The sequence below is a fragment of the Geodermatophilus sp. SYSU D00663 genome, from assembly GCF_054050655.1.
This window is the reverse complement of record NZ_JBJGZT010000020.1, coordinates 17,501-40,160: the sequence shown is the minus strand read 5'-3', so window position 1 is coordinate 40,160 and position 22,660 is coordinate 17,501. Positions and strand designations below refer to the sequence as shown.

Below are 22,660 nucleotides of genomic sequence, written 5' to 3'. Positions count from 1 at the left end.
ACGTGCGCACCGTCCCCGGGCCGACCGACCGGGTCGTCGTCGTCGGCGCCGGCCTCGCCGGCCTCGCGACGGCGCTGCGGCTGCGCGGCGCCGGCCGCGAGGTGACCGTCGTCGAGCGTGGCGAGGGCCCCGGCGGGCGCGCCGGTGTCGTGGCCCGCGACGGCTACGTCCTCGACACCGGCCCCTCGGTGTTCACCGCGCCGGAGCTGGTGGCCGACACGCTGGCCGCCGTCGGCGAGAAGCTCGAGGACCGGCTGACGCTGGTGCCGCTGGAGACCACCTACCGGGCGCAGTTCGCCGACGGCTCCCACCTGGACGTGCACGCCGACGTCGACCGGTTCGCCGCCGAGGTCGAGGCGCTGGCCGGCCCGGCCGAGGCCGCCGCGCTGCGCCGCTACCTCGCCGACCTCGCCGAGCTGTACCGGCTGCAGCTGGACACCTTCATCGACCGCAACCTCGACACCCCGCTGGACCTGCTCGGCCCCGAGCTGTGGGCGCTGGTCCGGCGCGGCGGGTTCGGGCGGCTGTCGAGCCACGTCGCGCGCTTCTTCACCGACGACCGGCTGCGCCGGCTGTTCAGCTTCCAGGCCCTCTACGCCGGGGTGTCGCCGTTCCGGGCGATCGCCGCGTACGCGGTCATCGCGCAGCTCGACATCGGCGCGGGCGTCTGGCACCCGGTCGGCGGGATCGGCGCGGTGCCGCGCGCGATGGCCGCCGCGGCCGCGGACGCCGGCGTGGTGTTCCGGTACGGCGCGACGGTGGAGGAGCTGGAGCTGCGCGGCCGGCGGGTCACCGGCGTCTGCCTCGCGGGCGGCGAGCGGCTGCCCGCCGACGCCGTCGTCGTGACCGCCGACGTGCCCGAGCGGCTGGTGCCGGGCTTCGCCCGCCGCCGGCGGCCCACCTACTCGCCGTCGTGCGTGACGCTGCACCTCGGCGTGCGGAACGAGCTGCCCGGGCAGGCGCACCACACGATCAGCTTCGGCGCGGCCTGGCGGCAGGTGTTCGACGAGCTCACCCGCGACGGCCGGCCGATGAGCGACCCCAGCCTGCTGGTGAGCACGCCCTCGGTCACCGACCGGTCGCTGGTGCCCGGCGGCGGGCAGGTGCTCAGCGTCGTCGCGCCCGCGCCGAACCTCGACCCGCACTCCGGTGGCAACCCCGGCATCGACTGGGACGCCCTCGCCCCCCGCTACCGCGAGGAGGTGCTGGGCGTGCTCGAGGCCCGCGGCTGGACGGGGATCTCCGACGCGATCGAGGTGGAGCACGTGGACACCCCGCTGACCTGGGCTCGGCAGGGCATGGCGGCCGGCACGCCGTTCGCCCTGGCGCACACCTTCGGCCAGACCGGTCCCTTCCGGACGCCGACGCTGCCCCGCCGGGGCCCGGAGAACGTGGTGCTGGCCGGCTCGTCGGTGCAGCCCGGCGTCGGCGTGCCGATGGTGGTGATCAGCGGCCGGCTGGCCGCCGAGCGGATCACCGGGCCGGTGACGCGGTGACGGCGACCGAGCGGCCGCTGACGCAGGCCGAGCGGCAGGAGCGGCTCGACGCCGCCTACCGGCACTGCGCCGCGGTCAACGCCGAGCACGGCAAGAGCTACCACCTCGCCACCCGGCTGCTCACCGCCGACCGCCGCCCGGCGATCCACGCGCTGTACGCCGCGGCGCGCACCGCCGACGACCTCGTCGACCACCCCGGCGCCGACCCCGAGGCCGACCTCGCCGACTGGTCGCGGGCGCTGCTGGACGAGCTGGAGGCCGGCTGGTCCGACGACCCGGTGCGCCTGGCGACGGTGCACACCTACCGCCGGTACCGCATCCCGGTCGAGCACCTCGTCGACTTCCTCGCCGCGATGACCAGCGACCTCACCGTCACCGGCTACGCCGACATCGCCGCCCTGGACCGGTACATGTGGGGCTCGGCGTCGGTGATCGGCCTGCAGGTGCTGCCCGTCCTGGGCACCGCGCCCGGCGTCACGCAGGAGGAGGCCGCGCCGCACGCCATCGCGCTCGGCGAGGCGTTCCAGCTGACCAACTTCCTGCGCGACGTCGCCGAGGACGCCGACCGCGGCCGGGTCTACCTCCCCGCCGACGTCATGGCCGCCCACGGCGTGACCCGCGAGCAGATCGAGGCCAAGCGGCACGACGCCCGCTTCCGCGCGCTCATGCAGGAGATGGTGGAGATCGTCCGCCGCCGCTACGACGACGCCGCCCCCGGGACGCCGATGCTCGCGCCCGAGTCCCGGGACTGCGTGCGCGCGGCCACGGCGCTCTACGGCGGGATCCTCACCGAGATCGAGCGCGCCGACTACCGGGTGCTCGACCGCCGGGTGACGGTGTCCAAGCCGCGCCGGCTCGGGGTCTTCGCCCGCCGCCTCGCGAGCGCCCAGGCGGTGCGGCTGAGGAGGCGGCGCTCCTAGAAGGCCAGGGCCTGCGCGCGCCGGGTGACCTCGGTGTGCCGGTCCCCGCGCAGCGCCTCGACCGGGGTGCCGGGCAGCGACTCGTCGGCGCGGAACAGCCACTCGAAGACCTCGGCGTCGGTGAACCCGCCGTCCTTGAGGACGGTGATCAGCCCGGGCAGGTGCCGCAGCACGGCGCCGTCCTGCAGGAAGTCGGCGGGGATGCGGCTGTTGCCGCTGCCCGGCACGGCCATGAGCTTGCCCTCGCGGACCAGCTGCCGGACCTTGTTGGGCGAGACCCCGAGCGCGTCGGCGACCTCGGCCGGCGTGAGGGTCTCGATCTCGTCGGACTGCACGGTCCGAGCCTAGGACGGCGCGGGACCCGGCTACCATCGGCAGCGGGCCGTGACTGGCGCATCGAGGTGGGGCACCACCGGGGAGCGGCCTGCACTCCCCCGCCGGGCGCCTGGGCACCGCTGACGCCGACACCCGCCAGGAGCCCCCATGAGCGACGTGACCCCCTCCTTCGACGCCGCCGCCGCGTCCACCGCCTACCGCAGCGCCCTGTCGGTCATCGCCGAGGTCGAGCCGCGGGTGGCCGACGCGATCGGCGCGGAGCTCGCCGACCAGCGCGCCTCCCTCAAGCTCATCGCCAGCGAGAACTACGCCAGCCCCGCGGTGCTGCTGACCATGGGCAACTGGTTCAGCGACAAGTACGCCGAGGGCACGGTCGGCCACCGCTTCTACGCCGGCTGCCAGAACGTCGACACCGTCGAGGCGCTGGCCGCCGAGCACGCCCGCGAGCTGTTCGGCGCCCCCTACGCCTACGTCCAGCCGCACTCGGGCATCGACGCCAACCTGGTCGCGTTCTGGGCGGTGCTCGCCCAGCGGATCGAGTCCCCCGCCCTGGAGCGGGCCGGCGTGCGGCACGTCAACGACCTCACCGACGAGGACTGGGCCACCCTGCGCCACGCCCTCGGCGACCAGCGGATGCTCGGCATGAGCCTCGACGCCGGCGGCCACCTCACCCACGGCTTCCGGCCGAACATCAGCGGCAAGATGTTCGCCCAGTCCTCCTACGGCACCGACCCGGGGACCGGGCTGCTCGACTACGACGCCGTCGCCGCCCGCGCCCGCGAGTTCCGCCCGCTGATCCTCATGGCCGGCTACTCCGCCTACCCGCGCAAGGTCGACTTCGCGAGGATGCGCGAGATCGCCGACGAGGTCGGCGCGACGCTCGTGGTGGACATGAGCCACTTCGCCGGCCTGGTCGCCGGGAAGGTCTTCACCGGCGACTTCGACCCGGTGCCGCACGCGCACGTGGTCACCAGCACCAGCCACAAGTCGCTGCGCGGCCCGCGCGGCGGGTTCGTGCTGGCCCAGCCGGAGTACAGCGACGCCGTCGACCGCGGCTGCCCGATGGTGCTCGGCGGCCCGCTGCCGCACGTCATGGCCGCCAAGGCGGTCGCCTTCGCCGAGGCGCGCCGCCCGGAGTTCGCCGGCTACGCGCAGGCCGTCGTCGACAACGCCGTCTCCCTCGCCGAGGGGCTGTCCCGCCGCGGCGCCCGGCTGGTCACCGGCGGCACCGACAACCACATCGTGCTGCTCGACGTCTCCGGCTTCGGCCTCACCGGCCGGCAGGCCGAGTCGGCGCTGCTCGACGCCGGCATCGTCACCAACCGCAACGCGATCCCGGCCGACCCCAACGGCGCCTGGTACACCTCCGGCGTGCGGCTGGGCACCCCGGCGCTGACCACCCGCGGGTTCGGCGCCGCCGAGTTCGACCGCACCGCCGAGCTCATCGTCGACGTGCTGTCGCACACCAGCCCGACCGCGACCAGGGACGGCTCGCCGTCGAAGGCCAGGTACGTCGTCGACGGCGGGCTGGCCGAGAAGACCCGCGCGGCCGCGGCCGAGCTGGTCGCCGCGCACCCGCTCTACCCCGGGCTCGAGCTGTCCTGAGCCCGCGACGGCGGCCCGGCCCGGGGCGGGTGCCCCGGGCCGGGACCGTCAGACGTCGCTGTCGCGGTCCTCGGGCTTCTTCGACGTCTCGATCTCGGTCTCGGTGACCGGGGCGCCGCTGGCCTCGTCCATCCCGCCCCGCTCGACCCCGGCCTCGTCCTGCGGGCCCGGCTCGGGTGTCTGCTCGCTCACGTGCTCGTCCTCTCGCTCGTCGGTCGGTGCCCGCACGCCTACCCCCGCCGGGGCGGGAGCACGCGGGCGGACCCTCCCGTGACCGGTGTGACGGGAGGGTGCGCCGGCCCGCCCGCCTGCGCGTGTGCGGACCGCTCCCGGGCCGGGCGCTCCTAGAATCCTGCTCGTGGACACCGCCGTGACCGACCCCGTGGTCGGCCTGGTCCTCGAGGGGCGCTACCGCCTCGAGGAGCGGCTGGCGCGCGGCGGCATGTCCACCGTCTACGCCGCCACCGACCTCCGGCTGCACCGCACGGTCGCGGTCAAGGTCATGGCCGAGCACCTGGCGCACGACCCGACGTTCGTCGGCCGGTTCACCCGCGAGGCGCGCGCCGCCGCGATGCTCAGCCACCCCAACGTCGTCGGGGTGAGCGACCAGGGCAGCGACCAGGGGCTGGTCTTCCTGGTGATGGAGCTGGTCCGCGGCCGCACCCTGCGCGACCTGCTGCAGGCCCGCGGCCGGCTCACCGTCGCCGAGGCCTTCGCCGTCCTCGAGCCGGTGCTGGCCGGGCTGTCGGCCGCGCACCGCGCCGGCATCGTGCACCGCGACGTCAAGCCCGAGAACGTGCTCATCGGCCACGACGGCACGGTGAAGGTCGCCGACTTCGGCCTGGCCCGCGCGCTCACCGGCACCGGGCAGACCAGCCACACCGGCGGCGTGCTCATCGGCACGGTCGCCTACCTGTCCCCCGAGCAGCTCGAGCGCGGCCGCGCCGACGCCCGCAGCGACGTCTACGCCGCCGGGCTGGTGCTGTTCGAGATGCTCACCGGCCACCCGCCCTACGGCGGCGACACCCCGCTGGCGGTGGCCTACCAGCACGTGCACCACGACGTGCCCCTGCCCTCGGCCGAGGTGCCGGCCGTGCCGTGGCAGGTCGACGAGCTGGTCAAGCGGACGACGCGCCGCGACCCTGCCGTCCGCCCGCTCGACGCCGGCGCCTTCCTCGCCGACCTCGAGGACGTCCGCAGCGACCTGGGCCTGGCCCGCGTGCCGGTCCCCACCGGGCGCAGCTCCGCGGGCCCCGCCACCATCCGCCCGACCAACCGGCCCCCGCGCCGGCACCCCAGCGACCCCGGCGACGGCAGCGAGCCCGGCACCGAGGTGCTCGGCGGCAGCCGTCCCTCCCGCGCCGGGCGCACCAGCCTGCTGCCGAGCGTGGGCACCGGCTCGACGGCCGACGTCGGCGGGCGGCGGCCCGCGCCGCCGCAGCGCACCGGCGTCTCCCCGCAGGTGCGGCGCCGCCGCGCGCGGCTGGCCGTCGCGGTCGTGCTGCTGCTGGCGGTCACCATCGGCGCGATCGGCTGGTGGATGGGCTCCGGCCGCTGGACGCAGGTGCCCTCGCTGGTCGGCAGCGACCGCGCCGCCGCGGTCGACCTGCTGCAGGAGGCGGGCCTGGACCCCGTCTTCGCCGAGGAGCAGTTCAGCGAGACCGTGCCCGAGGGCACGGTCATCGCCGCCGACCCCGACGGCGGCGAGGCGATCCGCAACAGCGACGTCGAGCTGGTGGTCTCCAAGGGGCCCGAGCGGTTCACCGTGCCCACCGACCTGGTCGGGCAGCCGATCGAGGCGGTGCGCGAGGCGCTGGCCGGCATCCCCGTCGTCCCCACCGAGCAGCAGGACTACGACGAGGAGATCCCGGTCGGGTCGGTCACCGGCTTCGAGCCCGAGGCCGGCACGGAGGTCAGGCGCGGCGACCCGGTGACGGTGTTCGTCAGCCGCGGGCCGGCGCCGGTCGCGGTCGCCAACGTCGTCGGCCAGCCCGCCGACGCCGCGCAGGCCAACCTGGAGGCCCAGCACTTCACCGTCGTCCGCACCGAGGGCCGCAGCGCCGACGTCCCCACGGGGGCGGTCATGGCGGTCACCCCGGGGCCGGGCACCGAGGCGCCCTACGGCAGCGAGGTGACCATCCAGGTCTCCGTCGGCGTGCCGCAGGTGACCGTGCCCGACGTGACCGGCATGGGCGAGGACGAGGCGACCGCGGCCCTCGAGGCCGCGGGCCTGACGGTCACCACGTCCACCTTCATCACCGGCGACCGCGTGTACCGGCAGAGCCCGGGCGCGGGCACCGTCGTCGACCAGGGCAGCCAGGTGAGCCTGCTGCTCAGCTTCGGGTGAACGGCGCCCCCTCCACCCCGGTCGGTGCGCACGTCCAGGTCGCGGGGGGCCTGGCCACCGGCGGGCTGCGCTACACCGACGACGTCGGCGCGCAGGCGGTGCAGGTCTTCGTCGGCAACCCGCGCGGCTGGAAGCGGTCGGCCGGCGACCCCGCCCAGGACGCCGCGTTCGTCGCGGGCCTGGCCGAGCGCGGCGTCCCGTCGTTCGTGCACACGCCGTTCCTGGTGAACGTCGGCTCGCCCACCCCGGCGACCGTCGACCGCTCCGTCGAGACGATCGCCGCCGACCTCGCCCGCGGCGTGCAGCTCGGCGTGCGCGGCGTCGTCGTGCACGCGGGGTCCGCCGTCGACGAGGACCGCTACGAGGCCGCGCTGCGCCAGCTGCACGAGCGGCTGCTGCCGGTGCTCGACGCCCTCCCCGACGACGGCCCGCGGCTGCTGGTCGAGCCGACGGCGGGCGGCGGCCGGTCGCTGGCGGCCACCGTCGAGGACCTCGGCCCCTACCTCGCGGCGCTGGACTGGCACCCGAGGGTCGGCGTCTGCCTGGACACCTGCCACGCGTGGGCGGCCGGGCACGACCTGGCCACCCCGGGCGGGACGACGGCGATCCTGGACGCGCTGGAGGCCACCGTGGGCCCGGGCCGGCTCGGGCTGGTGCACGCAAACGACTCCCTCGACGAGCGCGGCTCCAAGCGGGACCGGCACACCACCATCGGCGAGGGCTCGATCGGCGTCGGCGCCTTCGGCGAGCTGATGGCGCACCCGTCGATGGCCGGGGTGCCGGTCGTCGTCGAGACGCCGAGCGCCGACCGCGGCCACGCCCGCGACATCGCCCTGCTGTGCGCCCTCCGCGACGGCCACCCACTGCAGGCCTCCGCGGCGTAGGGAGCGATCCGCGCGTCCTCGGCGGGAGGACGTGGGGATCGCTCCCCGTCCTCGGGGCCTAGCGGTCGAGGAGGTCGGCGAGGACGTCGCCGGCGCGGTCGACCGCGGCCCGGTCGACGTCGAGGTGCGTGACCAGGCGGATCCGCCGCGGGCTCACCTGGGACACCAGCACACCGCGCGCCTTGGCGGCCTCGGCCACGGCCGGCGCCGGGACGTCGTCGACCACGACCATGTTCGTCTCGACCGTCGCCGGGTCCACGCCCAGCCGCTTGGCCAGCAGCCGGGCGTGCTCGTGGTCCTCGGCCAGCCGGGCGAAGTGGTGGTCCAGGGCGTACAGCCCGGCCGCGGCCAGCACCCCGGCCTGCCGCATGCCGCCGCCGAGGCGCTTGCGCCACAGCCGGGCGGCGGCGATCCGCTCGGCGGAGGCGACCAGCACCGACCCGACCGGCGCGCCCAACCCCTTGGACAGGCAGACCGACGCGGTGTCGGCCAGCCGCCCGTAGGTGGCGAGGTCGGTGCCGGCGGCGACGGAGGCGTTCCAGATCCGGGCGCCGTCGAGGTGCACGGCGACGCCGGCGTCGCGGGACCAGGCGAACAGCCGCTCGAGCTCGGCCAGCGGCTGCACCCGCCCGCCGCCGCGGTTGTGCGTGTTCTCCACGGCGACGGCGGCGGTGGCGGTCAGGTGCCAGTCACCGCGCGGGCGCACCTGGTCGATCAGCGCGCCGGCGTCGAGCAGCCCGCCGGAGGACACCACCGTGCGGGTGGAGATGCCGAACACCGCGGCCGCGGCACCCATCTCGTAGGTGACCACGTGCGCGTCCGCGTCGCAGAGCACCTCCTGGCCGGGCTCGCACACCAGCCGCATGCCGATCTGGTTGCCCATGGTCCCGGACGGCACGAACAGCGCGGCCTCGTGGCCGAACAGGTCCGCGACGCGCTCCTCGAGCGCGGTGATCGCCGGGTCCTCGCCGTAGACGTCGTCGCCGACCTCGGCCTCGGCCATCGCCCGGCGCATGCCGGGGGTGGGCTTCGTGACGGTGTCGGACCGGAGGTCGATCACGGCCTCGTCCCGAGGCTCGTCCCGGGCTTGCGAGGGATGGGGAGGACGAGGTCCTTACCCACGCAGCATCTCCGCCACGAGGAAGGCGAGCTCCAGGGACTGCCCGGTGTTCAGCCGCGGGTCGCAGGCGGTCTCGTACCGGCTGTTGAGGTCCTCGTCGCTGATCTCCATGGCCCCGCCGAGGCACTCGGTGACGTCCTCGCCGGTGAGCTCGACGTGGATGCCGCCGGGCCAGGTGCCCAGCGCACGGTGCACGTCGAAGAAGCCGAGGACCTCGTCGACGATCCGGTCGAAGTGCCGGGTCTTGTAGCCGGTCGAGGACTCGTGGGTGTTGCCGTGCATCGGGTCGCACTGCCACACGACCTGGTGGCCGCTGGCGGTGACCTTCTCCACGATGGCGGGGAGGACGTCGCGGATCTTGCCGTTGCCCATGCGGCTGATCAGCGTCAGCCGGCCCGGGACGCCGTCGGGGTCCAGCCGCTCGACCAGCTCGGTGGCCTGCTCCGGGGTGGTGGAGGGCCCGATCTTGACGCCGATCGGGTTGGCGATGCGCGACATGAACTCCACGTGCGCGCCGTCGAGCTGGCGGGTGCGCTCGCCGATCCACACGAAGTGCGCCGAGGCGGCGTAGGGCCGGCCGTCGTGCACCCGCAGCAGCGCGGCCTCGTAGTCGAGGACCAGCGCCTCGTGGCTGTTGTAGAGCTCGACGCCGCGCAGCGCGCTGTCGTCGACCCCGCAGGCCTTCATGAACGCCAGCGCCCGGTCGATCTCGCGGGCGATGACCTCGTAGCGGACACCGGCCGGCGAGTTGGCGACGAAGTCCTTGTTCCAGTCGTGGACGGCGTGCAGGTCGGCCAGGCCGCCGTGCGCGTAGGCGCGGATCATGTTCATGGCCGCGGCCGAGTTGGCGTAGGCGCGCACCAGCCGGTTCGGGTCGGGGATGCGCTTCTCGAGCACCGGCTCCAGCGAGTTGACCATGTCGCCCCGGTAGGACGGCAGGCCCAGGGCGTCGGTGTCCGACGAGCGCGGCTTGGCGTACTGCCCGGCCACCCGGCCGACCTTGACCACCGGCACGCTCGCGCCGTAGGTGAGGACGACGGCCATCTGCAGCAGCGTGCGCGTGGTGCTCTGCAGGTGCGCGTCGGTGTTGAGGTCGAAGGTCTCCGCGCAGTCCCCGCCCTGCAGCAGGAACGCCCGGCCCTGCGCCACCTCGGCGAGCCGGCCGCGGAGCTCGTCGACCTCGCTGGGCGCCACGATCGGCGGCACGGACGACAGCGTCCTCAGGACGCCGTCGAGCGCGGCGCGATCGGGCCAGGTCGGCTGCTGGGCGGCGGGGAGCTCCCGCCACCGGTCGAGACCGGGCACCGGCTGCGGGGATGGGGACAGGCTCACGCGGTCGAGGGTACGGCGGTCACCTCCTCACCCGAAGAACACCTCGGCCTCGGCGTACCGCTCCAGGGGGACCAGCTTCAGCCGCGCGGTCGCCTCCGCGATCGGCACGGGGACGACGTCGGTCCCGCGCAGGGCCACCATGACACCGGAGCGGCCCTCGTGCAGCGCGCCGACCGCGGCCAGGCCGAAGCGGGTGGCCAGCACCCGGTCGAACGCCGACGGCGTGCCGCCGCGCTGGATGTGCCCGAGCACCACCGCGCGCGCCTCCCGGCCGGTGCGCTCCTCGAGCAGCGCGGCCAGCGCGGCGCCGATGCCGCCGAGCCGGACGTGGCCGAAGGCGTCCCGCTCGCCGGTGGCGGTCACCAGGTCGCCGTCGGCCGGCCGCGCCCCCTCGGAGACGACGACGATCGGCGAGTAGCCGGACTCGAAGCGGTGCAGGCAGTGCGCGACCACGGCCTCGACGTCGAACGGGCGCTCGGGCACCAGCACGACGGTGGCGCCGCCGGCCATCCCCGCGTGCAGCGCGATCCAGCCGGCGTGCCGCCCCATCACCTCGACGACCAGCGTCCGGTGGTGGCTGTCACCGGTGGTGTGCAGCCGGTCGATGGCCTCCATCGCGACGCCGACCGCGGTGTCGAAGCCGAAGGTGTAGTCGGTGCCGTCGAGGTCGTTGTCGATCGTCTTGGGGACGCCGACCACCCGCACCCCCTCCCCCGTCAGCTTCGCGGCGACGCCGAGGGTGTCCTCGCCGCCCACCGGGACCAGCGCCTCGATCCCGTGCCGCTCGAGGGTGGCCATCACCCGCGCGGGGCCGCCGTCGATGGCGTAGGGGTTGGTGCGCGAGGTGCCGAGCACGGTGCCGCCACGGGGCAGCAGCCCGCGGACGGCGGCCAGGTCCAGGGGGACGGCGTCGTCGTCGAGCAGCCCGCGCCAGCCGTCGCGGAAGCCGACCACCTCGTCCCCGGAGCCGATGCCGCACCGGACCACGGCCCGGATGACCGCGTTGAGGCCGGGGCAGTCTCCCCCGCCGGTCAGGATCCCGATGCGCACGACGCCTCCCGGACGGACGAACCGCAGGTCAGCACGATCCTGCACCCGATCGGTGACCGCGGTCACCGTCTACGCGCCGGAACCGGCAGGATCGCCGGCGTGGACCCCGCCGAACTGCTCGCGCTGATGCCCTTCGCCGTCGCCACCGGCGTCGAGCTGGACCGGGCCGGGCCCGGCGAGGTGGCCGGCCGGCTGCCGTGGGCGCCGCAGCGGTGCACCGCAGGCGGGGTGCTGCACGGCGGGGCGCTGATGACGCTGGCCGACACCGTCGGCGCGGTGTGCGCCTTCCTCAACCTGCCGCCCGGGGCCTCGACGTCGACCCTCGCCTCGTCGACGTCGCTCCTGCGCGCGGTCCGCGGCGGGACCGCGCACGCCACCGCCCGCCCGCTGCACGTCGGCCGCTCGACGGTCGTCGTCCTCACCGAGGTGACCGACGACGACGGGCGCCCGGTCGCCTCGGTCACCCAGACCCAGGCCGTGCTCGGACCCGCCTGAGTCACGGTCCGCCCCACCCGCCCCAGCCGCCCCGACGCCGCCGGTTCCGGTACAGGACCGGCCGCGCCCTGCCGACGCTGCGGCGCGGTGCCGGGCGCTCTGCCCGGGCCGGGAGGGGGACGGCGTGCTCGGACGGTGGGGCATCAGGACGAAGGTGGTCGCGCTGGCCGTCGCCAGCGTGGCGGCGACCGGCGGCGCGATGGCCGGGGTGAGCGCGTGGCAGAGCGCGCGGTTCGCCGACACCACGCAGGAGTCGGTGACCGAGCTGGTCGAGGAGAGCGTCGCGCGCACCGCGGCCGGCGTGCGGGACGTCGTCGCCACCCAGGGCCAGTCCACCGCCGCGCGGGTCGACAGCCAGCTCGCCGTCGCCCTCGACGTGCTCGCCCGCTCCGGCGGGCTGGCCGTGGGCGGCCCCGGCGGGCCGGTGCGCTGGGAGGCGCGGAACCAGCTCTCCGGGGAGGTCACGCCGGTGGACCTGCCGCGGGTGACCGTCGGCGGCGCGTGGCTCGGCCAGAACGCCGACCCCGCCGTGCCCACCGCCGTCGTGGACCAGGTCGAGGCGCTGGTCGGCGGCACCGCGACGATCTTCCAGCGGACGCCGTCGGGCGACATGCTGCGCGTGGCCACCAACGTCACGTCGGCCACCGGCACCCGCGCGATCGGCACCTACATCCCGGCCACCGACCCCGACGGCACGCCGAACCCCGTCGTCTCGGCGGTCACCGCCGGGCAGACCTACCGGGGCAACGCCTTCGTCGTCGACTCCTGGTACGTCGCCGCCTACACGCCGCTGCTCGACCGGGCCGGCCAGCTGGTCGGCATGCTCTACGTGGGCGAGAAGCAGCAGTCCATCCCGGCGCTGCGGGAGAGCCTCGAGGCCACCCGGGTCGGCGAGAACGGGCACGTGGAGGTCTGGGGCGGCACCGGCGACCGGGCCGGCACCGTGCTGGTCAGCCCCGGCGGCGAGCGCGACGGCGAGCAGCTCGTCGACGCGACCGACGCCGACGGGAAGCCCTACGCCCGGGAGATCGTCGAGGCCGCCGTGGCGCTGGAGGACGGCGCGCAGGCGACCGTGCGCTTCACCGACCCCGAGGCCGGCGCGAGCACCGCGACCGTCACCTACTACGCGCCGTGGGACTGGGTGCTGGTCACGATCGCCCGCGACGCCGACTTCACCGGCCCGGTCGACCGGCTCGCCGACGGCCGCGCCGCCATGGTCACCGCGCTGGTCCTCGCCGCCGTCCTCGTCGCGCTGCTCGGCGGGGTCGTCGCCTGGCAGCTGGGCCGCCGGCTCACCGCGCCGCTGCACCAGCTGCGCGCCCGCATGGCCGAGATCGCCGACGGCGAGGGGGACCTGACCCAGCGCATGACGGTCAGCGGCGACGACGAGGTCGGCCAGCTGTCCGCGGCGTTCAACCGGTTCGTGGAGAAGGTCGCCGGCACCGTGCGCGACATCGGCGGCTGCGCCCGCCAGGTGGCGGCGTCGGCGTCGGGCGTGGCCGCGGTCGCCGACGGGCTCGCCACCCGCGCCGCCCGCAGCCGCGACCAGGCGCAGTCGGCGCACGCCGCGGCCAGCGACATCAGCGCCGGCGTGTCCGCGGCCGCGGCCGGCGCGGAGGAGATGGGCCTGTCGATCACCGACATCGCCCGCAGCGCCGCCGAGGCCGCGCAGGTGGGCCGGCAGGCCACCGAGCTCGCCCGCCGGACCGAGGGCGCGATCGCCGCGCTGGGCACCAGCTCCGCGGAGATCGGCGAGGTGGTGCGCGTCATCGCCGCCGTCGCCGAGCAGACCAACCTGCTCGCGCTCAACGCGACCATCGAGGCCGCCCGCGCCGGTGAGGCGGGCAAGGGCTTCGCCGTCGTGGCCAACGAGGTCAAGGAGCTCGCGCAGGAGGCCGCCCGGGCCAGCGACGACATCGCCCGCAAGGTCGAGGCCATCCAGGCCGACACCGGCGCCGCGGTCGGCTCGATCACCCGCATCGCCGAGGTCGTGCACGCGATGAACGACCACCAGCTCACCATCGCCAGCGCGGTGGAGGAGCAGTCGGCGACCACCCGCGAGCTCACCCGCAGCGTCGCCGCGGCCGCCGAGGGCGCGGGCTCGGTGTCCGCCACGCTCACCACGGTCAGCACCGACGCCCGGGACAGCGCCGACGACGTCGAGCGGGCGCACGCCGCCGCGGTGGAGCTCGACGGGCTGTCCCAGGAGCTCACCCGCCTGCTCGCCGTCTTCACGGTGTAGCCGCGCACCTCCGCGGGGGTGCACCCGTCGAGGCCGTCCGGGCCCTGCTCAGCGGGCCCGGGCGGCCTCGATCGCGTTCCAGCGGGCGAGGTTGTAGCGGGCGTCGACGAGCGCGTCGTGCGTGCCGGCCGGCCTGGGCGGGAGCTCGGGCCGGCCGGCGTCGTCCCACCGCTGCCGCAGCTCCCGGGTGAACCGCGGCACCGCCCGCGGCAGCGCCGTCATCGGCCCCCACAGCTGGGCCAGCGCCACGTGGTCGTAGGCGGCGAACCACGCCCACAGCTCGACCTCCTCCCCCGGGCCGGTGAGGAAGGCGAGCAGGTCGTCGCGGATGCGCCGGCGGCTGCGCCAGGCCCGGTCCGACGGCGGCGGGAGCTGGTCGAGCACGTTGCGGCGCACCCACGGGATGGCCCGGCGCTCGTCGAACTCGGTGCTGACGGCGTAGAACTCCCGGCCGGTCTCGTCGACGACGCCGATCGAGACGAGGTCGATCGTCGTCCCGTCCTCGATGAACTCGGTGTCGTAGAAGTACCGCCGCACGCCGCCCACCGTAGGTGCGCTCAGCCGGCCCGGCGGCCGCCGACCGAGGACCGGCCGAACTCCCGGCCCTGCAGCGCGGCGACGTCCCGCTCGAGCTGCGGCACCCGCGCGGCCGACAGGCGGATCATCAGCTTCTCCGCCACCGCGCCGGTGACCGCCTGGCGCAGCGCCGAGACGACGCCGACCGAGCGCGGCACGAACACCCGGCGGCCGCGGGTCTCCAGGTTCTCCACCAGCGCCTCGGCGCAGTCCTCCACCGACGTGTACGCGCCCAGCGGCCCCGGGAGCGACCGGCGGGTGGCGGCGAAGGTGGGCAGCGCCGCCTCGGTGTCGCGCACCAGGTCGGTGTCGATCCAGGTCGGGTGGGCGCTGGCCACGGTGACGCCGCGGTGGGCCACCTCCAGCCGCAGCGCGTCGCCGAAGCGCTCCAGCCCGGCCTTGGCCGCGCAGTAGGCGCTCATGCCCGGCAGCACGGTGAAGGCCGCCGCCGAGCTCACCAGCAGCACGTGCCCGCGCCGCTCCGCCACCTCGGGCAGCGCGGCGTGCGCGGTCAGCACCGCGCCGGTCAGGTTCACCTCGATCGTCCGGGACAGCGCGTGCGCCGAGCTCGTCATCACCGTGGTGAGCGGGGCGATCCCGGCGTTGGCGACGACGACGTCGAGGCCGCCGAAGGTGTCCACGGTGCGGGCGACGGCGGCCCGCAGCGCCTCGGGGTCGGTGACGTCGCACTCCACCCACAGGTGCCCGGGGCCGAGCTCGTCGGCGACGCGGGCCAGCAGCTCGGGCTCGAGACCGGCCAGCGCCACCCGGGCGCCGCGGGCGGCGGCCCGGCGGGCCAGCTCGGCGCCGATGCCGCGGGCGGCGCCGGTGACCAGCACGGCCCTCCCGGCCAGCGGTGTGCGGGTCCTCCTGCGGGGCGACAGCGCCATCGGTGCTCCCTGGGTCTCGGCCGCTCGTGTTGAGCACTGCTCAACGAGGGTTGTAGCTTGTCGACCGTTGCTCAGCAAGCCGGACGTCGTCGCAGGAGGAGCACCCGGTGACCAGCACGCTGGACAGGCCCGCCCCGGGCGCGGAGGACACCCGGGAGGTCGGGGTGGCGATCATCGGCTCCGGGTTCGCGGGCCTGGGCATGGCGATCCGGCTGCGGCAGCGCGGCGAGACCGACTTCGTGCTGCTCGAGCGGGCGCACGACGTCGGCGGCACCTGGCGCGACAACCACTACCCCGGCGCCGCCTGCGACGTGCAGTCCAACCTCTACTCCTTCTCCTTCGCGCCCAACCCGGACTGGCCGCGCTCCTACTCCGAGCAGCCGGAGATCCAGGCCTACCTGCAGGCCACCGCCGACCGGTTCGACGTCCGGCGGCACTGCGTCTTCGGCGCCGAGGTCACCGCCGCCCGCTGGGACGACGCCGACCGCCGCTGGGACGTCGAGACGACGGCCGGCCGGTTCCGCGCCCGGGTGCTCGTCTCCGCCGCCGGTGCGCTGGCCGACCCGCACCGGCCCGACATCCCGGGGCTGCACTCCTTCCGGGGCACCGTCGTGCACTCGGCGCGCTGGGACGACGACCACGACCTCACCGGCGAGCGGGTCGCCGTCGTCGGCACCGGCGCCTCGGCCGTCCAGATCGTCCCCGCGATCCAGCCGCGCGTCGGCAGCCTCGCCGTCTACCAGCGCACGCCCCCGTGGATCGTGCCGCGCACCGACCACCCGGTGTCCCCGTGGGTACAGCGGCTGTACCGGCTGGTCCCCGGCTTCCAGCGGCTGGTCCGCGCGGTGCTGTACCTGGCCCGCGAGTTCCTCGTCCTCGGCCTGGCCAAGGACCGGCGGTTCCTGACGCCCGTGGGGCGGGTGACGAAGGCGCACCTGGAGCGGCAGGTCCGGGACCCGCGGCTGCGCGAGGCGCTGACGCCGGACTACACCATCGGCTGCAAGCGGATCCTGATCAGCAACGACTACTACCCGGCGGTGTCGGCACCCGGCGTCGAGCTGGTCACCGCGGGCATCGCCGAGGTCCGGCCGCACTCGGTCGTCACCGTCGACGGCGTCGAGCGGCCCACCGACACGATCGTGCTGGCCACCGGCTTCTCCGTCACCGACCTGCCGATCGCCCGGCGGATCACCGGCCGCGACGGCCGCACCCTCGCGCAGGTGTGGGACGGGGGCATGGTCACCAACCGGGGCAGCACCGTCGCCGGCTTCCCCAACCTGTTCCTGCTGGTGGGGCCGAACGTCGGCGTCGGCCACACGTCGATGGTCTACATGATCGAGTCGCAGGTGGCCTACGTCGACGACGCGCTGCGCACCATGGCCGCCGAGGGCCTGGACACCCTCGAGACCACCCCGGAGGCGCAGGAGGCCTACCGCGAGCTCGTCGCCCGCCGGTCCCGCGGCACGGTGTGGCTGGCCGGCGGCTGCGGCAGCTGGTACCTCGACCGGCACGGCCACAACACCACGCTCTGGCCGGACTTCACCTTCCGCTTCCGGAGGCTGACCCGGCGGCTGGACCGGGAGAACTACGTCGGCACCCCCGCCGGCGTGCCCGCCCGCACCCCGGAGGTGGCCGCGTGAGCACGACCGCTCCCCCGCGCCTGCGCCGCACCGCCGCCGTCGCCACCCCCGACGGCGCCCTGCTGCACGCCACCGTCGAGGGTCCCGACGACGCCCCGGTCACCCTGGTCCTCGTGCACGGCTGGACGCTGGCGCAGGCCGCCTGGGACGACGTCGCCGCGCTGCTCACCCCGCAGGTCGCCGACGGCCGGCTGCGCCTGGTCCGCTACGACCAGCGCGGCCACGGCCGCTCCGGCTGGGGCACCGCGGACGTCTCGGTCGACCGGCTGGGCGCCGACCTCGCCGCGGTGCTCGACCAGCTGGCGCCGTCCGGCCCGGTGGTGCTGGCCGGGCACTCGATGGGCGGGATGACGGTCATGTGCCTGGCCGCGGCCCGGCCCGAGCTGTTCGGCGACCGGGTGCTCGGCGTCGCGCTCGTGTCGACGTCGGCCGGGGACCTGCAGCGGCCGCCGCGCACCCGCGCCGAGCGGGTCCGGCAGCGGCTCACCCCCGGCGCGCTGGCGCTGGCGCTGGCCGGCGCCCGCGTCGTCGAGCGGCTGCGCCGGCTGGTGCCGCCGGAGCACCCGCGGCACCGGGCGGTCGTGCGCGACCTGCTCTACGGCGCCGACGCCACCGACGCGATGGTGCGCGCGGGGGCGGAGATCGTGCACGCGACCACCGTGCGGGCGTTCACCGCGTTCCTGCCCGCGCTGCTCGAGCACGACGAGCACGCCGAGCTCGCCGCGCTGACCCGCGTGCCGGTCGAGGTGCTGGTCGGCGACTCCGACAAGCTGACCCCCGTGCGCCACACCCGCCGGCTCGCCGAGGCCCTGCCCGGCGCGCACGTGCAGGTGGTCCCGCGGACCGGGCACATGCTCCCGAACGAGCGGCCGTCGCTGGTGACCGCGTCGATCGCGCGGCTGCTCACCGACGCCGCGGCGTCCCGGGCCGCCGCCTGAGCCGGGCGCCGGTGTCGTCTCCCCCCGCGCGCTCCCGCCGGTCGGCCGCCGACCGGCGGGAGCAGCTGGTCGGCATCGGCCTGCAGCTGCTGCCCACCACGCCGGTGCAGGAGATGACCATCGACGAGGTGGCCCGGCGGGCCGGCATCAGCCGCAGCCTGCTGTTCCACTACTTCCCGTCCAAGCGGGAGTACTACCAGGCCGTGACGCGCGCGGCGGCCGACCTGCTGCGCGCCCACCTCACCCCGCCGGCGGACCTGCCGGCCGCGGAGCGCCCGGCGTGGATGCTCGACCGCTACGTCGGCTGGGTGGAGACCTACCGGGAGTCGCACCTGGCGTTCGTCCGCGGCGCGGCCGGCGGCGACCCGTGGGTGGCCGAGGTCTACGAGGAGACCCGCGAGGCGCTGGTCGACCTCGGCATCGGCGCGCTCGGCGGGCTCGAGGACCCGCTGCGCCGGCAGCTGGTGCGCTCGTGGTTCGCCTTCACCGAGGACCTCGTGCACCAGTGGGTGCGCGAGCCCGCGACCAGCCGCGAGGAGCTGCTGGCCCTGCTCACCGACCTGCTGGAGCGACTGCTCCGGAGGTGACCTGCTGGGACGGCCACTCCTCGGGGCCCTCCGCCTGCGCCTGCGAGGCGTGCGGGGTCCTTCAGCCGGCGAGGGTGTCCGGCGCCCGGTCGCCTGCCTCGCCGGCCGGCGGCTGCAGCCGCCCGACGACGTCGGAGGCGCTGGCGCCGGTGGCCTGCATCGACTTCTTGACGGTGGCGCCGTAGACGTCGACGTACTCCTGGCCCGACATCGTCATGATCTCGTACATGATCTCGTCGGTGATGGACCGCTCGACGAAGCGGTCGCCGGCCAGGCCCTCGTAGCGGGAGAAGTCCAGCGGCTCGCCGAAGCGCACGCACACGCGGACCAGCTTCCTGCCGAACGGCATCCGCCGCGGCCGGTAGACCATCGCCACCGGGACGACCGGCACGCCGGTCTCCAGCGCCATCCGCGCCACGCCGACCTTGCCGCGGTACAGGCGGCCGTCGGGCGAGCGGGTGCCCTCGGGGTAGATGCCCAGCAGCCGGCCCTCCCGCAGCATCCGGAGGCCGGTGCGGATCGCGTCCTCGGCGGCCGTGGCGCTGGAGCGGTCGATGGGCACCTGCCCCGCGCCGGAGAAGAAGGCCCGCTGCAGCCACCCCTTGACGCCGGTGCCGGTGAAGTACTCCTGCTTGGCCAGGAAGGTGACCCGGCGCCGCAGCGACAGCGGCATGAAGATCCAGTCCGAGGCCGAGAGGTGGTTGCTGGCCAGGATCGCGGCGCCGTCGGCCGGGACGTGCTCGCGCCCCTCGGCCCGCGGGCGGAACACGAGCTTCACGACCGGCCCGATGGCCACGAACTTGAGGAACCAGTAGAACAACACGCCTCCCTGTCGAACTGCCAGACTAGGGATCCGGGTGCCCCGGCGACAATCGGCTCCGCGCGTCGTCCCGGCCGCACCCGCGCCCGACCCCGGAGGAGGACCACCGTGGCTGCTGACCGGCCGCTCCCCCGGGGAGCCGCGGCGTGACGGGGCCGCGGCGCGGGCGGGGCCGCCGCGACAACGGCCTGGACGCCGCGCTCTGGGCGCCGCTGCGCGACGTCGACCCGCGCGTGGGCGAGCACCTGCTCGACGTGCTGCGCGACGCCGGCATCGCCGCCTACCTGGAGCCGGCCGCCGACGTCGGGCCCTACACCCGCACCGTCTTCCTCCCCAGCCCGCCGGCCGACCGGCTGTTCGTCGACCGCACCCGCCTGGGCGAGGGCCGGTCCCTGGTCGAGCGGCACGCCGACGACCACGCCCCCGCCGGCGGTCCCGCGGCCGAGCGGCGCCCGCTGCGGCGCGACCTCGACGAGGACGCCGAGTGGGCGCGCATCGTCGCCGCCTACGAGGCCGAGCACGGGCGCACCGTCGTCGAGGACGCCGACCCCGCGGAGCCCGCCGTCGTCCGGCCCGCCGCGCCGCCGGCCGACGACGACGAGGACGACCCGCTCGCCGAGGAGCACTACGAGCCCCCGCCGGCCCCGCCGGTGCCGATGCCCTCGCCGTCGACCCTCTACGCGGTGCTGCTCGCCGCGGCCGGCGTGGTGCTGGTCGGCGCGCCGGGCGTGCTGGGCCTGAGGACCGAGACCGGCCTGGTGCTCGGCGTCGCGGCCCTGGTCGGCAGCGCCGCCCTGGCGCTGTCCCGGATGCGCGACCGCGACGACGACGGCGACGACGGGGCCGTCGTCTAGAGCCCGGCGCAGACCGCCGCGCGAGCGAGGTCCGCCGCGCCGACCAGGCCGGCCGAGGCGCCGAGCGCCGCGGCGACCACCCGCGGGCCGGGCCGGAAGCCGCGTCCGGGCAGCGCGCGCCCGAGCCGCTCGCGCGCCGGGTCGAGCACCATGTCGCCGAGCACGCTCACCCCGCCGCCGATGACGACGACGTCCGGGTCGAGGACGCTGGCCAGGTCGGCGATGCCCTGGCCGAGCCACTCCCCGACGTCGCTCACCAGGCTGAGCGCCACCGGGTCGCCGTCGGCCGCGGCGCGGGCCACATCCTCGCCGCTCAGCTGCGCCGGGTCGCCGTCGACGCGGTCGAGCAGCCGGGCCGCCGCGGCCGGCGAGCGGGTGGCCACCTCGCGGGCGGTGGTCGCCAGGGCGCTGCCGCTGGCGTACTGCTCCCAGCAGCCGCGGTTGCCGCAGGCGCACAGCCGCCCGTCGGGGACCACCCGCATGTGCCCCCACTCCCCCGCCACCCCGTGCGCGCCGCGCTGCAGCCGGCCGCCGGCGACGATCCCGCCGCCGATGCCGGTGCCGAGGGTGATGCACAGGGCCAGCTCGGCCCCCCGCGCGGCGCCGAAGCGGTACTCGGCCCACGCGGCGGCGTCGGCGTCGTTGCCCACCCACAGCGGCCGCTGCAGGCGGGCGGCGAGGTCGCGGCGCAGGGCGGTGTGCCGCCAGGCCAGGTGCGGGCTGAACAGCACGACGTCGCCGGTGCGGTCGAACCAGCCGGCCGCGCCGACGCCGACCGCCGCCAGCGGGCCGCCGTGCCGGACGGCGAGCTCCTCGACCACCCCGGCGATCGCGGCCTCGGTCTCGGTCACCGACGCGGTCGGCGTCGAGCGGCGGGCGGTGTCCAGCACCGTCCCGTCCGGCGCGACGACGCCGCCGGCCACCTTGGTCCCGCCGACGTCGACGCCGAGCGCGGGCAGGGCGGCGGGACCGGTGCGGTCGCCGGCCACTCAGCCGAGCTCGATGTGCTGGACCTGCGCCGGCTCCGGCTCCGGCGTCGGGGCCGGCTCCGGCGCGGGCGGCGCCGACGGGGCGGCTCCCGACCGCAGGGCGCCCGCGGCACTGGTCAGCAGGTCGGCGAGCGCCTCGCTGACGTCCGGCCGGCGGGCGACGGCGGCCGCCCGGCACAGCGGGCACCAGCGGCAGTCCCCGCCCGGCTCGTGCCCGGGCGTCTCCCCCTCCGCGGCGGCGCCGGTCTCGGCCCAGGCCTGTCCCAGCCCGGCGGCCAGCCGCCGCGCCTGATCGAGCCAGTCGGCTCCCTCGCTCACCGTGTCCCCCTGTCGTCCGCCGGGCCGTCCGCCGCACCGCTCGACGGTGCTCCCTCCGCACCGTCCGCCCCGACGGCCGCCAGCAGGTCGGCCGGCCACTGCTGCGGGTCGGCGGCGAAGCCGACCTCCAGCCGCGCGGCGGCGGTGCCCGGGTCGGCCAGGGTGCCCGAGGTGACCACGCACCGGCGCAGCAGGGGGTCCAGGCGGAGCGAGCGGCGGGTGCCGGCGGCGGTGACCACCAGGTCGTCGTCCCAGCGGGTGAGCCGCACCCCGGCGCGCTCGGCGAAGGGCAGCGGGAGCGTCAGCCGCCACCCGCCGTCCACGCGCTCCGGTGCGGGCACCGGCGGGGCGGGGTCGCCCGCGGGCCCGGGCGGGTCGGGCAGGTCGGGCAGCAGCGCGGCGAGCGCCTCGGCGCCGGCCGGCTCGACCGGGGCCTCGGCGACGTCCCGCACCGGCGCGATCCCGGCCAGCCCGGCGAGCGCGGCCTCCTCCTCGGCGGCCCGGGCGACCGCCCAGTCCGCCGGCCCGGCCGCGGGTAGCCGGCGGGCGAGCACGCCCACCGGGCGCTGTCCGTGCACGGCCAGGGCGGTGGTCGCGGTCCGCAGCGCGGCGACGGCGGAGGGCCGCGGCCGGCCCACCAGCCAGACCGCGGTGGCGGCGGGGTCGGTCAGGCGCAGCCGGTCGAGCAGCGCCTCGAGGTCGGGCACCGCGTCGAGGGCGAGGTCGGCGGCGCCGCGGCGCACCGTGCCGGCGCGGACGGCGGCGGTGCGGACGGCGGCGAGCACCCGCACGCGGGTGGTCAGCACCTGCTGCAGCCACCACCGCAGCGCGCCGGGCAGGGCGACCAGCCCCGTGGCGGCGGGCAGGGGCCCGGCGTCGAGGACGACGAGGTCGGTGTCCGGCCGCACCCGGCCGAGCGCGGCGAGGACGCCGAGCTCGCCGGCGCCGGGCAGCGGCACCACCGAGGTCGCGGGCGGCAGCTCGAGGTCGGGCACCGCCGACGCCGGGCCCGCCACCCGCTCGGCCCACAGCGCCTCGAGCCCGGCCTGCGGCTCGGCGACGACCACCTCGACGCCCGCCGCCGCCGTCCCGTCGGGGACCGGCTGGCGGGTCACCAGCACCACCCGGCGCCCGTCCCGGGCGGCGCGCACCGCGGCCGCGGCGGCGAGGGTGGTCGTGCCGGCCCCGCCGGGGCCGGTGAGGAGCAGCGTGCGCACGGGC

General features: G+C 76.5%; 22 protein-coding genes and 1 riboswitch. Of the genes, 11 read left to right on the top strand and 11 right to left on the bottom strand.

Translation table 11 applies throughout. The annotated features are described in order from the left end of the window. The first annotated feature begins 2 nt into the window (after positions 1-2). Complete coding sequence (gene crtI / locus ACI79Z_RS15930) at positions 3-1,496, top strand: phytoene desaturase family protein (protein WP_456903188.1); 1,494 nt, start codon at positions 3-5, stop codon at positions 1,494-1,496. Beyond that, on the top strand, positions 1,493-2,416 hold the full coding sequence (locus tag ACI79Z_RS15925; RefSeq protein ID WP_456903187.1) for a phytoene/squalene synthase family protein: 924 nt from the start codon (positions 1,493-1,495) through the stop codon (positions 2,414-2,416). The genes crtI and ACI79Z_RS15925 overlap by 4 nt, the downstream gene beginning before the upstream one ends. Here ACI79Z_RS15925 and ACI79Z_RS15920 read toward each other — a convergent pair. Beyond that, positions 2,413-2,751, bottom strand: a complete 339-nt coding sequence (locus ACI79Z_RS15920) for an Rv2175c family DNA-binding protein (RefSeq protein WP_387989340.1) — start codon at positions 2,749-2,751, stop codon at positions 2,413-2,415. The two genes, ACI79Z_RS15925 and ACI79Z_RS15920, sit on opposite strands and share 4 nt — an antisense overlap. A gap of 39 nt (positions 2,752-2,790) precedes the next feature. Further along, positions 2,791-2,874: riboswitch (ZMP/ZTP riboswitch) on the top strand. 25 nt (positions 2,875-2,899) lie between these two features. Between ACI79Z_RS15920 and ACI79Z_RS15915 the strand changes: the two genes are divergently transcribed. Then, a complete protein-coding gene (locus tag ACI79Z_RS15915) occupies positions 2,900-4,357 on the top strand; it encodes a glycine hydroxymethyltransferase (RefSeq protein ID WP_456903186.1) in 1,458 nt (485 codons plus the stop codon). Between the two features lie 48 nt (positions 4,358-4,405). On the opposite strand, the gene ACI79Z_RS15910 is transcribed toward ACI79Z_RS15915, so the two are convergent. Then, on the bottom strand, positions 4,406-4,549 hold the full coding sequence (locus ACI79Z_RS15910) for a hypothetical protein (RefSeq protein WP_456903185.1): 144 nt from the start codon (positions 4,547-4,549) through the stop codon (positions 4,406-4,408). Positions 4,550-4,715: 166 nt separating this feature from the next. On the opposite strand from ACI79Z_RS15910, the gene pknB reads away from it, so the two are divergent. Both pknB and ACI79Z_RS15900 read left to right on the top strand, forming a co-directional pair. Beyond that, entirely contained in the window at positions 4,716-6,704 is a 1,989-nt protein-coding gene (gene pknB, locus ACI79Z_RS15905; RefSeq protein ID WP_456903184.1) for a Stk1 family PASTA domain-containing Ser/Thr kinase, read from the top strand. Next, positions 6,701-7,588 carry a deoxyribonuclease IV gene (locus tag ACI79Z_RS15900; protein ID WP_456903183.1) on the top strand — a complete coding sequence of 296 codons (888 nt, stop codon included), beginning with the start codon at positions 6,701-6,703 and terminating at the stop codon, positions 7,586-7,588. Before pknB ends, ACI79Z_RS15900 begins: the two co-directional genes overlap by 4 nt. A 58-nt stretch (positions 7,589-7,646) precedes the next feature. Here the strand turns inward: ACI79Z_RS15900 and ACI79Z_RS15895 are convergent, their stop codons facing one another. From ACI79Z_RS15895 to ACI79Z_RS15885, 3 genes are read right to left on the bottom strand one after another with little or no spacing between them, the layout of a single operon-like run. Further along, positions 7,647-8,648, bottom strand: coding sequence for a threonine aldolase family protein (locus tag ACI79Z_RS15895; protein ID WP_387989325.1), 1,002 nt, complete (start codon positions 8,646-8,648; stop codon positions 7,647-7,649). 54 nt (positions 8,649-8,702) lie between these two features. Further along, positions 8,703-10,040, bottom strand: a complete 1,338-nt coding sequence (locus tag ACI79Z_RS15890) for a class II 3-deoxy-7-phosphoheptulonate synthase (RefSeq protein WP_456903182.1) — start codon at positions 10,038-10,040, stop codon at positions 8,703-8,705. A gap of 27 nt (positions 10,041-10,067) precedes the next feature. Beyond that, positions 10,068-11,090: an ATP-dependent 6-phosphofructokinase gene (locus ACI79Z_RS15885; protein WP_387989319.1), complete on the bottom strand. Its 1,023-nt coding sequence runs from the start codon at positions 11,088-11,090 to the stop codon at positions 10,068-10,070. 99 nt (positions 11,091-11,189) lie between these two features. On the opposite strand from ACI79Z_RS15885, the gene ACI79Z_RS15880 reads away from it, so the two are divergent. Together ACI79Z_RS15880 and ACI79Z_RS15875 are read left to right on the top strand one after the other, a co-directional pair. Further along, on the top strand, positions 11,190-11,585 hold the full coding sequence (locus ACI79Z_RS15880) for a PaaI family thioesterase (protein WP_387989316.1): 396 nt from the start codon (positions 11,190-11,192) through the stop codon (positions 11,583-11,585). A gap of 124 nt (positions 11,586-11,709) precedes the next feature. Beyond that, positions 11,710-13,827 carry a methyl-accepting chemotaxis protein gene (locus ACI79Z_RS15875; RefSeq protein ID WP_456903181.1) on the top strand — a complete coding sequence of 706 codons (2,118 nt, stop codon included), beginning with the start codon at positions 11,710-11,712 and terminating at the stop codon, positions 13,825-13,827. Between the two features lie 48 nt (positions 13,828-13,875). On the opposite strand, the gene ACI79Z_RS15870 is transcribed toward ACI79Z_RS15875, so the two are convergent. Together ACI79Z_RS15870 and ACI79Z_RS15865 are read right to left on the bottom strand one after the other, a co-directional pair. Then, complete coding sequence (locus ACI79Z_RS15870; protein ID WP_456903180.1) at positions 13,876-14,364, bottom strand: polyadenylate-specific 3'-exoribonuclease AS; 489 nt, start codon at positions 14,362-14,364, stop codon at positions 13,876-13,878. Between the two features lie 20 nt (positions 14,365-14,384). Next, positions 14,385-15,293 carry a short-chain dehydrogenase/reductase gene (locus ACI79Z_RS15865; protein ID WP_456903179.1) on the bottom strand — a complete coding sequence of 303 codons (909 nt, stop codon included), beginning with the start codon at positions 15,291-15,293 and terminating at the stop codon, positions 14,385-14,387. 107 nt (positions 15,294-15,400) lie between these two features. Here ACI79Z_RS15865 and ACI79Z_RS15860 point away from each other — a divergent pair, with 107 nt between their 5' ends. Genes ACI79Z_RS15860 through ACI79Z_RS15850 form a run of 3 tightly spaced genes read left to right on the top strand, consistent with a single transcriptional unit; the run spans position 15,401 to position 18,458 of the window. After that, positions 15,401-16,933: a flavin-containing monooxygenase gene (locus tag ACI79Z_RS15860; protein WP_456903178.1), complete on the top strand. Its 1,533-nt coding sequence runs from the start codon at positions 15,401-15,403 to the stop codon at positions 16,931-16,933. Then, complete coding sequence (locus ACI79Z_RS15855; protein ID WP_456903177.1) at positions 16,930-17,871, top strand: alpha/beta fold hydrolase; 942 nt, start codon at positions 16,930-16,932, stop codon at positions 17,869-17,871. The genes ACI79Z_RS15860 and ACI79Z_RS15855 overlap by 4 nt, the downstream gene beginning before the upstream one ends. Positions 17,872-17,882: 11 nt before the next feature. After that, the gene (locus tag ACI79Z_RS15850) at positions 17,883-18,458 is read left to right on the top strand and encodes a TetR/AcrR family transcriptional regulator (protein ID WP_456903176.1); all 576 of its coding nucleotides are present in this window, start codon (positions 17,883-17,885) and stop codon (positions 18,456-18,458) included. Positions 18,459-18,519: 61 nt separating this feature from the next. Here the strand turns inward: ACI79Z_RS15850 and ACI79Z_RS15845 are convergent, their stop codons facing one another. Beyond that, positions 18,520-19,281: a lysophospholipid acyltransferase family protein gene (locus tag ACI79Z_RS15845; protein WP_387989294.1), complete on the bottom strand. Its 762-nt coding sequence runs from the start codon at positions 19,279-19,281 to the stop codon at positions 18,520-18,522. Between the two features lie 143 nt (positions 19,282-19,424). On the opposite strand from ACI79Z_RS15845, the gene ACI79Z_RS15840 reads away from it, so the two are divergent. After that, positions 19,425-20,132 (top strand): hypothetical protein, encoded by a 708-nt coding sequence (locus tag ACI79Z_RS15840; RefSeq protein WP_387989291.1) that lies wholly within the window; start codon positions 19,425-19,427, stop codon positions 20,130-20,132. On the opposite strand, the gene ACI79Z_RS15835 is transcribed toward ACI79Z_RS15840, so the two are convergent. From ACI79Z_RS15835 to ACI79Z_RS15825, 3 genes are read right to left on the bottom strand one after another with little or no spacing between them, the layout of a single operon-like run. Beyond that, positions 20,129-21,121 carry an ROK family glucokinase gene (locus ACI79Z_RS15835; protein WP_387989288.1) on the bottom strand — a complete coding sequence of 331 codons (993 nt, stop codon included), beginning with the start codon at positions 21,119-21,121 and terminating at the stop codon, positions 20,129-20,131. The genes ACI79Z_RS15840 and ACI79Z_RS15835 overlap by 4 nt on opposite strands. After that, the gene (locus tag ACI79Z_RS15830) at positions 21,122-21,439 is read right to left on the bottom strand and encodes a hypothetical protein (protein WP_456903175.1); all 318 of its coding nucleotides are present in this window, start codon (positions 21,437-21,439) and stop codon (positions 21,122-21,124) included. Then, on the bottom strand, positions 21,436-22,656 hold the full coding sequence (locus ACI79Z_RS15825) for an ArsA family ATPase (protein ID WP_456903174.1): 1,221 nt from the start codon (positions 22,654-22,656) through the stop codon (positions 21,436-21,438). Before ACI79Z_RS15825 ends, ACI79Z_RS15830 begins: the two co-directional genes overlap by 4 nt. Positions 22,657-22,660: the final 4 nt, after the last annotated feature.